At 60.3% G+C, this 13,648-nt stretch carries 10 protein-coding genes; 3 read left to right on the top strand and 7 right to left on the bottom strand.

All coding sequences use genetic code 11. The features are described from left to right. Nucleotides 1-57: 57 nt before the first annotated feature. Complete coding sequence (locus DY926_RS11550; RefSeq protein WP_158551972.1) at nucleotides 58-1,515, bottom strand: LTA synthase family protein; 1,458 nt, start codon at nucleotides 1,513-1,515, stop codon at nucleotides 58-60. Nucleotides 1,516-1,576: 61 nt separating this feature from the next. Then, nucleotides 1,577-3,037, bottom strand: a complete 1,461-nt coding sequence (locus tag DY926_RS11545) for a phosphomannomutase (protein ID WP_186336155.1) — start codon at nucleotides 3,035-3,037, stop codon at nucleotides 1,577-1,579. 512 nt (nucleotides 3,038-3,549) lie between these two features. Between DY926_RS11545 and DY926_RS11540 the strand changes: the two genes are divergently transcribed. Genes DY926_RS11540 through DY926_RS11530 form a run of 3 tightly spaced genes read left to right on the top strand, consistent with a single transcriptional unit; the run spans nucleotide 3,550 to nucleotide 7,851 of the window. Further along, nucleotides 3,550-5,253 (top strand): capsular polysaccharide export protein, LipB/KpsS family, encoded by a 1,704-nt coding sequence (locus DY926_RS11540; RefSeq protein ID WP_116703510.1) that lies wholly within the window; start codon nucleotides 3,550-3,552, stop codon nucleotides 5,251-5,253. 6 nt (nucleotides 5,254-5,259) lie between these two features. Beyond that, nucleotides 5,260-6,621, top strand: coding sequence for a capsule biosynthesis protein (locus DY926_RS11535; RefSeq protein WP_186336154.1), 1,362 nt, complete (start codon nucleotides 5,260-5,262; stop codon nucleotides 6,619-6,621). A 6-nt stretch (nucleotides 6,622-6,627) separates the two neighbouring features. Continuing rightward, nucleotides 6,628-7,851, top strand: a complete 1,224-nt coding sequence (locus DY926_RS11530) for a glycosyltransferase family 4 protein (protein WP_241503181.1) — start codon at nucleotides 6,628-6,630, stop codon at nucleotides 7,849-7,851. Nucleotides 7,852-8,119: 268 nt separating this feature from the next. On the opposite strand, the gene DY926_RS11525 is transcribed toward DY926_RS11530, so the two are convergent. The 5 genes from DY926_RS11525 to DY926_RS11500 form a co-directional block, all read right to left on the bottom strand. Continuing rightward, nucleotides 8,120-9,307: a polysaccharide biosynthesis/export family protein gene (locus tag DY926_RS11525; RefSeq protein ID WP_116703507.1), complete on the bottom strand. Its 1,188-nt coding sequence runs from the start codon at nucleotides 9,305-9,307 to the stop codon at nucleotides 8,120-8,122. A 364-nt stretch (nucleotides 9,308-9,671) separates the two neighbouring features. Beyond that, nucleotides 9,672-10,325, bottom strand: a complete 654-nt coding sequence (locus tag DY926_RS11520; RefSeq protein WP_116703506.1) for an ABC transporter ATP-binding protein — start codon at nucleotides 10,323-10,325, stop codon at nucleotides 9,672-9,674. A 311-nt stretch (nucleotides 10,326-10,636) separates the two neighbouring features. Then, entirely contained in the window at nucleotides 10,637-11,644 is a 1,008-nt protein-coding gene (locus DY926_RS11510; protein ID WP_241503180.1) for a hypothetical protein, read from the bottom strand. 170 nt (nucleotides 11,645-11,814) lie between these two features. Further along, nucleotides 11,815-12,807 (bottom strand): glycosyltransferase family 2 protein, encoded by a 993-nt coding sequence (locus DY926_RS11505; protein WP_116703503.1) that lies wholly within the window; start codon nucleotides 12,805-12,807, stop codon nucleotides 11,815-11,817. 239 nt (nucleotides 12,808-13,046) lie between these two features. Continuing rightward, nucleotides 13,047-13,648 (bottom strand): vitamin B12 dependent-methionine synthase activation domain-containing protein (locus DY926_RS11500; RefSeq protein ID WP_274541802.1); only part of this gene is annotated, 602 nt, incomplete at its 5' end.

Raw genomic sequence — 13,648 nt, 5'->3', positions numbered from 1 at the left:
AAGGCCCGAAACCGGAAATTGCCGGAAAGTTTCTGGTGAAATCTTTTTAAACAGGCGTCAGGCAGCCCCGCCCAGGGCATGGCGTTCGATCACGTCATGCAGCCCGGCAGGGGTCAGGCTTTCCGCGCCCACGACAGGGCTGGCGCCCGCCACCGGGAAATCAATCACGACAAAGGGGGTATCGCGCTCCCCTCCCGGCACAACCGATCCGGGGATGGAGGGGCGATGGTCGCCAAAGAACACCAGTGTTGCGGCCTGCTGCGTTGCTTCCAGCCCCCTTGCCAGCCGGTCCAGCATGCGGTCGCTGCCGCGCAGGTGCCGCAGGTAGTGGCCCAGCCCGCCACCTTCGGCCTGTGGCCACGGGCCATGGTTTTCCATCGTCACGACATAGATGAATAACGGCCCTGTCGCGTTGCTGACCCGTTGCAGGACCGCGTCCGCCACGTCGCAATCGGGGGTATAGGGCATGGAAAACGAGGGGGCATGCGCAAAGGCTTCCGCGCCCACAAGCTGATCGAACCCGATGGCGGGCATAAGGCGGTCACGGCTGTAAAAGCCCAGATTATGGGGGTGCATGAACACCGTCTCATAACCCGCGCGGCCCAGCCGGTAGGGCAGGGCGAATGTCTTTTCGCGCCCGGCGGTCAGGAACGGATCGAAATAACGAAAGCCGAGTTCAGCCTCCGTGCGCCCGAACAGGACACCGTATTCGGTCCGCATCGTGTACGCGCCAAAGCCACTGACCTCCAGCCGGCCCCATGCGGATGCGATCCTGCGGGCATGTTCCAGCCCGGGCATGGGCGGCAGCGTGACATTACTGCCCAGACCCAGCCTGTGCGGGTCGGCAAAGGATTCGCACTGCACCACTACCACAATGTCACGCGCGGGCCGGGCCGACGGGTTGAGGGGCGGTGGCTTGCCATCGGGTTCCGCCTGCCAGCGCCGCCAGTAGAGCTGGAGCGAACCGATCAGGCCCAGACGGGCAATATCCGCCCGGGCTGCGGGGACGGGGGCCCAGCGGGCGGCTGGCACCAGTCGCAGCCCTGCCCATGCGCCAATAGCCATGAGCGCACCCGCCAGCCGTACCCCCGCATGCAGTCCCTGACAGGCGACATAAACAAACAGGGCCGGAAGCAGCAGCACAATGGCGACCACCGCCACCCGCGCGGGCAGGGGGACGGAGAACAGGTAGAATTTCGGGTTGCGTAAGAAACTCTGCGCCACCACCACGTCACTGAACAGCAATGGTTCGCCCAGCAGGGAAAACTTGATGTTGGAGGCGATGACCGCCACCAGAACCCCCAGCACCATCACGCAGGCGGAAAGCCATACCGACCCCGAGGCAAGCGCGCACCACCCGAACACCCCGGCCATGACAAGCCCATGCAGAACCAGCCGGGGGGCGGACCACAGGCTGCGCCCCACCGGGCGCGTCAGGTGTTCCATGAGGAATGTTATGCATAGTGCAGCCGTGAAAACGGCGATGGAGAACCCGAGGTCTGACGCAAATCCCATGCGGGCACCATATTCCGCCCGGCAAAACGGGTCGAGCGTCCAGTACGCGCCGGGTGCGGGTTTATTGCGGTGCGTGCCGCCATGTGCTGACGGCGTCCATGCCGGTCTGTAGCAATTCCGCCGCGCGTTGGGGGCTGGCGGCCTCCACATAGACACGCAGTTCCGGCGCATTGCCCGATGGGCGGAGATGGATGACCTCCCCTTTGTCAAAGGTCATGCGCAGGCCATCGGTTTCATCCACGCCCGAAAGCGGGCCACAGGCTTCCGTAAAGCCCAGTTCGGCCGCGCCCCCGGCCGGGTTTTTGGCCAGTTGGGCAAGCCGTGCCTGACTTTGCGCGGTTGGCATCTCCACCAGCCGGTCACTCAGCGTAAAGCGTTGCGGCAGGGTGTTGACCAGCGCGCCAAGGTCATTGCCCCGCGCCCGTGCCGCGACAAGCGCGCAGAGCATGGGCAGCACGGAATCACGTGTTGGCAGGGCGGCCAGCGTGCGCCCGTCATGATTTATGTCGCTGGCCAGCAGGAAGCCGCCATTGGCCTCAAAACCGACGGAAGGCACATCGCCCGCCCGGGCGGCATCCGTCATGGCGGCCACGACAAAGGGGGAGCCGATGCGGGTGCGGTGAACGGTTTTTGCAAACCCGGCCTGTTCCAGCGCCGTGTTGCTGCTGACCGGCGTGGTGACGGCGGCGGCATGGAGCGCACGCGCGGCAAGGATGCCCAGCACATCCCCACGCAGCCAGTTCCCGGCCCGGTCGGCCAGCAGCGGGCGGTCGGAATCCCCATCCGTGGTGAGAATGGCGTCCAGCGCGCCACCCGCCGTCCATTCACGCGCAAGGGCGCTGTCTTCAGGCCGCACGGCCTCGGTATCGACCGGGATGAAGGCTTCGCTCCGCCCCAGCGGTACGGCCTTGCCGCCAAGGGCCTCGATAATTTCCACCAGCACATCCCGCCCCACGGCGGAGTGCTGATAGACGCCCAGCGTCAGGCCCGAAAGTGCATCAGGGCCAAAGAAATCACGGTAGCGCGCCACAAAGGCGGGAACGACATCCGTGACCCTGGGCATTTCGACCGGGGTGACGAGTGCGCCCGTGGCGTCGAACCAGCCATCGGGCAGGGTAACGTCACATTCGCGCATCGCCGCTTCATCGGATTTGAGGAATTCGCCATGCGCGCGGTTGAATTTGATGCCGTTGCGATCGGCCGGGATATGGCTGCCCGTTACCATGAGCGAGGGGATACCGCGTGCAAAGGCATGCAGGCAGAGCGCGGGCGTGGGCACGAAACCGCAGAAGACCGGCTCCCCCTTCATGTACCGGATCGCGGCGATACAGGCGCGGATGATGCGCGGCGTGCTGGGCCGCAGGTCCCCCGCAATCGCGACCTGCGTGCCGGGCGCGAATTCACCAAGGGCGGCGAGATGTTTGAGATAACCCACCGTATAGGCAAAGCAGACCGAATCCTTCATCGCGCTGACAAGGCCGCGCGCGCCGCTGGTTCCAAACGCGACACCTGACTGCTGCATCCACTGGGCTATTTTCATCGGATCGTTTCCCGCTGCTACAATGCTGTTCACAATGATTATTTTTTCGAAATGGTTCCATGCGGGAAAGGCCCGCCGGCTATGTCCCGCAGTCTTAAGCGCCCTGGGAGTCCCGGGTTCTTTCATGCGGGAAAGAACAGGAAACGGGCGGGCCGATATACGGGGTCATGGTGTTAAGTCTCCGTTAAACAATTTCAATTGTGTGTAGTATTTTGCAACATGCCGCCATGAATTCCTGCCCGTCATCTACCTGAACATCGGGTTTTGTACCTCATCGCCGCCCGGTTCTGGATGCTGTGCTAAAAAAGCAGGGGCCCCGCCCTTCTCTTTCCCCGGCGAACGGACATATAATAACAACGAATTTTACCCGTACGTAACCACGGAACCGTTGTGCCGGCAGGTCGGAAAGGCAGGCAGATGCGCCGGATGGAACGAAATTATTGAGAACTGGCGCCATACTTCCTGTCCTGAGGTCCCCCCCGTTACGTGACCGGATGCCCGCCCTTTCCACGTCGCGTGCCGATTACACGATAACCGCCGCACCCCTGCCCGAAGCGCAATGGGCGGAGATGGCCGATCTTGTCGTCACGAAACGTGTTGGCGGCACCTTCTGGCTTCCCGCTGCACCGCTGACACGGCCGGTCGTGGTCTGTGATGGTGGCACACATGCGGGGCGTGGTCAGGAAAGGCTCGGCAGGCTGCTGTCATGGGCGCTTCGGCACCATGCGGCGGCAGAGATCGTGCTGGTCGCCCCCCATCCGCATGGCCGTGCCGTTGGCGTGGCGCGGCGCAACGGTGTGGCGGTGGTGTCCGGCCGGACCGATCCGCACACGCTGCTTGATGGCGCGGTCAGGGTTTATGCCTCCGGCCCGTCGGACCTGGCTGATCTGGGCGCGCTGCGTGGTCTGGATGTGCTTGTGCATGACGGGTCGGATATTTCCCCCCGGCCATGGACCCGAGCGGATGCCGGGCGGCGGCTGGTTGCGGGCACGCGCTACATAAACCCCTATACCGGCGCGGAAACGGGGTGCCGCGACGCCATCATGACCCTCGACCTGTGGCGGCGGACCATCCTGTCCAACCGGCAGATCGCCGCCTGTGCGGGCATGTCCCTGTGGAAACGCCGCCGTATTGCGGAACTGTTTGCAACCGCACCGGGGCATCCCCCGTTTATTCGCCGTCCGGCGGCCCTTCGGCGGTTGGCGTCACGTAAGGGCGGTGCCTCCACGCGGGGGGTGGCCGTATGGGCAACCCGCATGCCGGAGGGACTGGAGGAAATGGCAGGCCAGACAGGGCTTGAAGTCTGGCGCGTGGAAGACGGGTTCATCCGTTCCGTTGGCCTGGGCAGCGGGTTGCAGGTGCCGTGCTCCATCTTCCTTGACCGGCGGGGCATCTATTACGATCCCTCCCGCCCCAGCGACCTGGAACATATTCTGGCGACTGCGCGTTTCGATGCGGAACTGTGTGCGCGGGCGCGCGGGCTTATCAGGCGCATCGTTGCCGGTGGCATTTCCAAATATGGCGTCGGAACAGGCGCGCAGGCACCCATGATCCTGCCGGGCCGGGCGCCGGGGCAGCGTGTCATACTGGTGCCTGGGCAGGTGAGTGATGACATGTCCGTCCGGCTGGGGGGCGGGCGCATTGCCAGCAACCTCGACCTGCTGCGCGAAGTGCGTGCCCAAAATGTCGACGCATTCATCATCTATCGACCACACCCTGATGTTGACGCGGGACACCGCGCCGGAGCACTGGATGATTCGGAACTGGGGAAATATGTGGACCAGATCAGCCGGGGCGGGGCCATTTCCGCCCTTCTGCCGCAGGTGGATGAAGTCCACACCCTCACATCCCTTACGGGGTTCGAGGCCCTGCTGCGCGGGTTGCGTGTCGTGACCTATGGCGCGCCGTTCTATGCCGGGTGGGGACTGACCACGGACCTGGGGCCGGTTCCCCGCGCGCGGCGGCAACGCAGCCTTACACTGGAGGAACTTGTGGCGGGTACCCTCCTCCTCTATCCGGTCTATATTGATCCGGTGACCCGATTGCCCTGTGAACCTGAAATGCTGATTGACAGAATTCAAGATGTACGGCTGTGGCAGCCCACCTTTTTAATGACGGTTCGTGAATTACAGGGCCGGGCGAAGTGCTGGCTTGGCCGTGCGGGAACGCGCGATGTTAAAGATATGAAGAAAGGCTAGACCCTGATGCACGATCCTCGCACCAGGACCGGAACCGCGACACGGCGGTTTCTCCTGCTTCAGGGCCTTATGGGACCCTTTTTTCGCCGGGTTGGCAAAGCCCTGCGTCAATCGGGGTATGAAGTTTACAAGATCAACTTCAACGGTGGCGACCAGCTGTTCTGGCGGCTGCCGAACGGGATTGATTACACGGGCGATGGCGCGCACTGGCCCGCCTTTCTGGCCGATGTGATCGAACGGCACGGAATTACCGATGTCATGCTGTTTGGTGACTGCCGCCCCATGCACCGCGCGGCGATCGCCCTGTGCAGCCACCGCCACATTCCCGTGCATGTGTTCGAGGAAGGATATATCCGCCCGGACTGGGTGACGCTGGAAATCGGCGGGGTGAACGGCCATTCGACCCTGCCGCGCGACCCCGCATGGTACCGCGCCGAAGCCGCCCGCCTGCCGCCCGCACCGGAGCACCGGCCGGTGCCCTCCTCCTTCCGGCGCAGGGCGCTCGAAGCGGTCGCCTATAACGCCGCCGATATCCTGAGCCGCTGGTATTTCCGTAAATGGAAGGACTATCGCCCCTGGCACCCATGGGCCGAAGGCATGGGCTGGCTCAAGCGCCTGCGTAACCGCAAGACGGCGGAAAGCATGACACAGGCCGCCATGGACGCCATTGCGGATAGTGGCCGGCCGTACATGATATTCCCGCTGCAACTGGATGCGGATGCGCAGGTGCGCCTTCATTCTAGCTTCGCGGGCATGGAACCGGCCATCCGTTACGTGATCGGTTCCTTCGCCAGCCATGCGCCTGCCGAGACCGTCCTGCTGATCAAGGAACATCCGCTGGATAACGGGTTGCGGGACTGGCGCAGCCTGATCGGGGACATCGCGCGCGAGCACGGTGTGGCCGATCGCGTCTATTACATTGAAACGGGTGACATCGCCCTGCTGGTGCAGCGCGCGCAGGGTGTTGTCACCATCAACAGCACGACCGGCACGCTGGCGTTGGCATCGGGAATCCCGGTCCTGACGCTGGGTGAGGCTGTCTATGACATTCCTGAAATTACCGATCAGGTTGATCTGGACACCTTCTGGTCAAAGCCGACACCGCCTGACAAGGCGACGTACGATGCCTTCCGCCGTGTCCTGATTGACCGTTGCCTGATTGCCGGGGGCTTCTTTTCGGAAGAGGGGCAGAACCAGCTTGTGGCGGGCGTTCTCAAGCGGCTGAGCAAAACCGTGCTGCCGGAACGGATCATTCCGGTCAGGAAAAAGGCGGCGGATACGGGCCGCGCGCTGTCATCCGTGCGTGTGCCGACAAAGCAGGCGTCCTATATCGTGCAGTCAAGCGTCGTTACGCACGATAAGGTCTGAGATATAGTGCCAGTCAGTCTTCCAACCATATTCATGGATGTTTCGCGCCTGCTCTCACGGGCGGGCAACCCGGTCCCCACGGGCATTGACCGTGTGGAAATGGAATATGTCCGTTACCTGCTGGATCATGCAGCGCAGCGCACGGTTTTTGTCGCAATGCATCCGTTCGGGCATATCGGCATGCTGGAGCATGCCGAGGTCATCGAATTCATCGAACAGACCGAGGCCCTGTGGGATGGCCGGGAAACATCCCCCCGGACGGCAACATGGAACGCACGGCGGCTGGTATTTGCCCGCACGCTCCTGTCGCGCCGGAATGTTGCGACGGGGGGCATCTACCTGCTGCTGTCGCACCACCATCTGAATCGCCCCGAAGCCATTGCGCGTTTCATACGCCGGCACAAAGCGGTGTTCGTGCCCATGGTCCATGACCTGATCCCGCTGGAATTCCCTGAATATGCACGGCCTGCGGAACCCGCGCGGCACCAGCGCCGCATTGCCACCGTAACATCGCTGGCGCAGGGGGTTATCGTGCCTTCGCAGGTTGTGGCGGATTCGCTTGCGCCGTTCGTCACCCGGTCCGGGCGCGACATAACGGTTACGGTCATTCCCCATGGCCTGCACCTGCATGCGCTCCAGCCCGCACCTGTCGCAGCCACGCCCGCCGCGCGGCAGGAACGCCCCTATTTCGTGTCGCTTGGCACCATCGAGCCGCGCAAGAACCATCTCCTGCTGCTGAACATCTGGCGCGATCTCGTGCACGAAATGGGTGATGCCGCGCCGCAGCTCATACTGGTGGGACGCCGGGGGTGGGAAAATGAAAATATCATCGACATGCTTGAACGCTGCCCGGCGTTGCGTGGTCATGTCGTTGAACATAACGACCTGTCGGACCTGCAGGTCGTAACTCTGCTGCAACACTCGCAGGGGCTGCTTTTCCCCTCCTTCGCGGAGGGGTTCGGCCTGCCGCTAGCGGAAGCCTTGGCCCTTGGCGTGCCGTGCATATGCAGTGACCTGCCGGTATTCAGGGAAGTCGCGGGTAATGTGGCGACCTATCTGGACCCGCTGGATGGGCCCGGATGGCGCGAGGCCATACTGGCGCATATGCCACAGGCCCGGCCGCACCGGCCAACCCCTGCCGAAGTCGCGACCCTCGGCTTTGCCGACTGGCCAGCCCAGGCGGCAAAGGGCATTGATTTTGCGGATGCCATCGCGACCGGACGGGCATAGCCACGGTTGCGGGACCGCCTGCAAAGCTGGCCCGGAAATAAAGAAGTTTCCGGGAAAGTCTTTTTCACAGGCTGTTTGAAAACAACTTATTGATAAAGAAAAATAAAAGTTTTCGGGTGCCGCCTTTTTCCAAAAAGGCGGCATTTCCTGAAGCTTTTTGAAAAAAGCCTCACCAAAAACTTCCCTACATGGGACCATCGTTTTTTCATGCGCCCTGCCAGCCAGAAGGCTGGGCGCATTACCTGAAAATGGACGGCCCGCTCACGTATTACCTGGCCATGTAAGCCGCGGTGATGCCGGGGCTGACAATCGTGCTGAGCAGATTGAAGAACTTGTTGAAGTTATTTATTTTCGCGTTGGCGATGTAAATAAGGTCATGATTGCGCATGGGGAAATCCTGCGCCAGGAAGTAATTCGCAGGGTTCATCATATCAAGCTGATAGACGATGGGCACGGTGGATTGACCCGTATCCGACGGAATGTTCAGCTTCTGCGCAATGGCCCGATCCTCAAACCGGAACAGATAGACGGCGTTCGGGTCGGCGCGGCCATCCGATGGCCCGCCCACACGGGCCAGACCCTCGGCAAGGCTCAGGTCAGGTGTGGAAAAGGGGATTTCCGATATTTTTTCGCTGGCGCCAAATACGGTGAAGTTCCGGGGCATGTACAAAAGCTGCAACCTGTCCCCTGATTGCAGCAGGATATTCTGCTCGGGCGTATCTTCCACGATTTTAAGGGGGGCCTGCACGATACGGTCATCGCGGGTCAACTGTACCAGCGTATCCTCGGCAGCATGGGTCGCCCCGCCCGACAGTGCCACAATATCAAGGACCCTTTCCTTGTTGGGGGTCAGGGGCACACGGCCTGAACGGGTCACTTCGCCGTAAATGATGATGGAATTCGTCAGGTCGCTGGTGGTACGGACCACAACCTGCGGTGCACGGGAAATTTTCTTCATTCCCGCGCTGATGCGTTCGGCAATCTGCGTGGTTGTCAGGCCGGATACATGGACATCACCAATATAGGGCAGCACGATGTTACCCGCCGCATTGACCCTGACCGGGGGCAGCGCCGAGGCCGTGGCGCCGGATGTGGGGGAACCACCAATCCCGGTTGATGTTGTCAGATCCTGCGATGAACTGGTGCTGTGCTGCTCGTTACTCGCGTTGAACAGGCCGTTTCCCATTTCATAGATGGAGATCTGCAGGTCATCGCCCGGGCCGATCCGGTCATTCTGGCTGGGGGTGGACGGGGTTGATTCCAGCGATGCCAGCGTGGGCGGCTGTTCCTGATGCAGCAGGGTGACCAGTTCGGGTGTTACCGGAATGATGCGAAAGCCGACCGAGTTCTTTTTCGGGTCTTTCTGCTGAGCTGTGATCTGTGACTGGACCGGACCACTGCTGGGAAGTGTGTTGCACCCCGCCTGCAACAGAAGAAACGGCAGGCCCGCAACCATGGCCCACCGGCATGCGCCGGATACGGGATGGCTGGCTGGAATTCTCTCCTGTCCGGCAGCGGCTACAGTTTTCCCGCGGCTGGCAAGGACACGGCAAAACATCGACAGGGCAGGGATCTGGACTGACATTCTGGAAAAACGGTTTCTTCTGGCTGTTACTGGGGCGTGTAATGTTGAAGGCAGCGTATCCAGACGGATAATGCCCCACAGCTTTACTATGTGGAACACAAACGATCAACCGGAACCCGCCCCGGTTCAACAGATAAAGCCAGGGCATAATTAGGCCCCATAATGCCGGGTTACATTATGGAGCCGCATTTTTTGTTGAACATGAAAAAGCCATGTTCATGTATTTTTTCGGGAACTATTGGTAAAGCTTGTGCGAAGCCGTAATGGCGTCTTCCAGCGTGTCGTAAAACGTAAGGCGGCCGTTACACAGGATCGCGCCCGAATCACAGTATTCACGCAGCGTGTTGGGGTCATGTGACACCATGATCAGGCTGCCGTGTTCGCGCCGTTCCATCAGCGCCTCACGGCACTGGGTCCGGAAGGACTGGTCGCCCACCGCCGTGACCTCATCGACCAGATAGCAGTCGAACTTGATGGCGAGTGACACCGCAAAGGCAAGGCGGGATGACATACCTGAGGAATATGTCTTTACCGGGGCATCGAAATAATGACCCAGGCGGGCAAAGTTGTTGACATATTCAAGCATCTCATCAATGGGGCGGCCATAGATGCGCGCGATGAACCGCGTGTTGTCCGCCCCGGTCAGACTGGCCTGGAACGCGCCGCCAAACCCCAGTGGCCATGAAACGGACATTTCACGGGTGATCGTGCCGCTGGTCGGGTATTCGATACCGGCCATCATACGGGTCAGGGTCGATTTGCCCGCACCGTTCACGCCCACCACGCCAATGGACTGGCCACGCTCGATGGTAAAGGACTGGTGGTCCATCACACATTTATTCACGCCGCGGGCATGATAGATCTTGGTTACATCATCAAATCTGATCATGTGCCTATTCTACGATTTTTGCGCCTGCTTGACGATAGGAAAATATGTGGCCGGTCCATGCATGGATGACAGGCCAAGGGGCAGGGCCACAGAGCCCGGTTAACAGGTCAGCACGTATCACCCATACCGACTACTGGCCGCTGGCAGGCGGGCTGTTTTTCCCGCGCCCTGTTGATGTAGTCCTGTTTTGTAATGGTGTGTTTGAGGTAATAATCCCGATATTCGCCCGATACGTCCGGCTTTAGCGCGCAGACGAATGCCGAGATGTCAAAGGCAAATAATACTATTGAAATTATGGTATATTTTTTCATTTAGATAAGTATAATTTTCTGATGAAACCATAGTTCGATCATGACGATATGCAGCACGAACAGGGCGGTCAAGATTCCCCACTGCATCCTGCGTGACCGTGAAAGAACAAGAAAAGCCAGGAACTCCATCATCAGCGGGTTGGAAAACGCATACCGTTCAATGGATTGCAGTCCCGTGGATGCCGCGAGAAACAGGGTGACGGAAACGATCAGGGCGCCAATGCCCCATTTCATCCGGGCCATCTTATAGGAAAAATAGCACGCGGTGATGAAGTAAATGAAAAATTCCGGGCCGTGCTTCTGTCTGATGTCGTGAACGAGACCAACGGGCAGGAACCTGAAATGCCTGCCCCATCCCACTTCCACATGGGAAAATGCAAAACCGTCACCTGTCAGGTGCAAAAGGTAGAAGACGTAAATGGACAGCCCCGCCCCGGCGGCGGACAAAAGCAGGGCGCTTTCCTGAACGGGGGCGAGAAGGTTTTTCCATGTGGCAGATATGGTTTTCAGGTCCACCTGCCGGATGGTCCACCACCCGGCAATCAATGCCGAGGCGACAAAGCCCGTGGGGCGGGACAGGCTGAGCAGGCAACAGAAAAACGCCGCCCATGGAATGGCCCGGCGCTGCATGGCCAGCAGCACGGATACAAGAAGAACGCCAAACACGCCTTCCGAATACTGGGCGGTGTACCAGACATTGAACGGGTATATGACGCAGAACAGGGCAAAAGCCATCCTGTCCACAACAATGCCGCGCCCGGCCATTTCCCTGTGGCACAGATAGATCAGGACGGGCCACAATATCAGGTTGGGAACCAGTTCCGCCCATAGGATGCCGATATGGAAAATGCCCTGCACAATATGGGACAGGGCAGGATAAAGCGGGAAAAAGGCCCAGTCCGCCTGCGCCAGACGCCGCGGGTCATGCAGGACGGGAAAGGTGGCGTAACCGTTCCTGACAATATCCGTGTACCAGTAGCAGTCCCACTGGCATGTACTCCGCGCCACGGATGTATGGGAGGGCGTAAGGACGTAGTACAGGAGGAAGTTGAGAGAACACAGGGCGCAGATAAACAGGAAAAATGGAATATTGTTATTGTTTATTGTGTCCCTGAATTTCCGCAAACTATATTCCATGCCGTGTTCTCATATAAAATAATTTCTGGATATGCTATTTTTCATTCCCGTGTGGGAATGGGCGTGCGTTCCGCAAAGCCCTCTTTTTCCTCAATATGGGAGCGGGGGCGCTGCTTGGTTTCCAGATAGATTTTCCCGATATATTCCCCGATGATCCCAAGGCTCAGCATCTGTATTCCGCCAATAAAGAAAATGGCGACAATAACGGATGCCCAGCCCTGTATCGGGTTGCCCGCTATTTTGTTTATCAGCACCGCAATGATCGCCAGCACGGATATGATGCTGATGCAGAAACCCGCCAGCGTAATCAGCCGCAGCGGCGTGACGGTCATGGAAGTAATGCCTTCCAGCGCCAGTGCGATCATTTTGTGCAGGGGATATTTGGAAACCCCGGCCGTGCGTTCCTTGCGGTCGTAATGCACCTCGGCCGATGGAAAGCCGATAAGCGGGATCAGGCCGCGAATGTAGATGTTCCGCTCACGGTATTCCATCAGCGCATCCCGCGCCCGGCGGCTCAGCAGGCGGAAATCGGCATGGTTGAAAACCTGCCGCACACCCATCGCCTTCATGAGCCGGTAGAATGTTTCCGCCGTCAGGCGCTTGAACGCCGTGTCGGTCTGGCGGCTGGCCCGCACACCGTAAACAACATCATGCCCGGCCAGATAGGCGCGCACCATTTTTTCAATGGCGCTGGTGTCATCCTGCAGGTCGGCATCAATACTGACAATGATGTCCGCCCCGTCCGCATGGGCAAGGCCGCTTAACAGGGCCGCCTGATGCCCCTTGTTGCAGGAGAGCTTGAGGCCACGCACATGGGCATACTGCGTGCTGGCGGCACTGATCTGCGCCCATGTATCGTCCCAGCTGCCATCATCCACGAATAACAGGTAACTCTCCGGGCCGATCAGCCTGCTATCGGCCATGGCGCGCAGGCGCTCACCCAGTTCCGTCAGGCAGAGGGGAAATATCTCTGATTCATTGTAGCAGGGTACGACAATGGCAAGGCACGGGGTGGAACAGGGCTGCGCGTTCATATGGTCTGTCTATACGGCCGGATTGTCAGGTAATGCGGGAACGGTATTGCGTAATGTCATGATGATGTCCCCGCACACCCGGAAAGAAGCGCGCCGGTCCTGAACCTGAATGGTGCGTGTTGTGAAAAACCGTACCCGGTCGTGAAGATGCGCCATGCGGGCGGTGACAGGGCAGACCGGGGGGCGGAACACAGGGAACATGAGGATTTCAGGGTCCATCCCGTGTTCCGCCCGATGCCTCAGATCGAGAAATACTTGGCCTGCGGGTTGAAAATGACCAGCGCGGAGGTGGACTGCTCGGGGTGGAGCTGGAACCCGTCACTCAGGGAGACACCAATCTTTTCCGCATCCAGCAGTTTCAGGATGGGTTCCTGCTCCTCCAGCCGGGGGCAGGCGGGGTAACCGAATGAATAGCGCGACCCGCGATAGCCCTGCTGCAGCAGTTTCGCCATGTCGCGGTCATCCTCGGCGGCAAAGCCCATTTCGGCGCGCATGCGCTTGTGGGTGTATTCCGCCATGGCTTCCGCCATCTCGACCGAAAGGCCGTGCAGGTAGAGGTAATCCTTGTAACGGTCGGCCTCGAACCACTCACGCGCCCGGTCGGAAGCCTGCTGGCCCACGGTCACGACCTGCAGCCCGATCACGTCACGCTGCGCATCGTCAATATCGCGCACGAAATCGGCTATGCAGGCGCCATCCTCACGCGGCTGGCGGGGCAGGGTGAAACGCGCCACCTCGGTCGCGCCATCCTCGCCGAACAGGACAAGGTCATTGCCCTCGCCCGCCGCCTTCCAGTAGCCGTAGCTGGCGCGCGGGTGCAGGATGTCGTTTTCCGCGCACA

The sequence above is a fragment of the Komagataeibacter melaceti genome, assembly GCF_003403295.1.
GTDB classification, from domain to species: Bacteria; Pseudomonadota; Alphaproteobacteria; order Acetobacterales; family Acetobacteraceae; genus Komagataeibacter; species Komagataeibacter melaceti.
The sequence above is the reverse complement of the archived record's forward strand: the minus strand, read 5'-3'. Positions and strand labels throughout refer to the sequence as shown.

Excerpts from the sequence above, each read along its gene's own strand:
- DY926_RS11520 (WP_116703506.1), bottom strand. The coding sequence starts at position 10,325 with ATGATCAGATTTGATGATGTAACCAAGATCTATCATGCCCGCGGCGTG.
- DY926_RS11505 (WP_116703503.1), bottom strand. The coding sequence starts at position 12,807 with ATGAACGCGCAGCCCTGTTCCACCCCGTGCCTTGCCATTGTCGTACCC.
- DY926_RS11535 (WP_186336154.1), top strand. The coding sequence starts at position 5,260 with ATGCACGATCCTCGCACCAGGACCGGAACCGCGACACGGCGGTTTCTC.
- DY926_RS11525 (WP_116703507.1), bottom strand. The coding sequence starts at position 9,307 with ATGGTTGCGGGCCTGCCGTTTCTTCTGTTGCAGGCGGGGTGCAACACA.
- DY926_RS11540 (WP_116703510.1), top strand. The coding sequence starts at position 3,550 with ATGCCCGCCCTTTCCACGTCGCGTGCCGATTACACGATAACCGCCGCA.
- DY926_RS11550 (WP_158551972.1), bottom strand. The coding sequence starts at position 1,515 with ATGGGATTTGCGTCAGACCTCGGGTTCTCCATCGCCGTTTTCACGGCT.
- DY926_RS11545 (WP_186336155.1), bottom strand. The coding sequence starts at position 3,037 with ATGCAGCAGTCAGGTGTCGCGTTTGGAACCAGCGGCGCGCGCGGCCTT.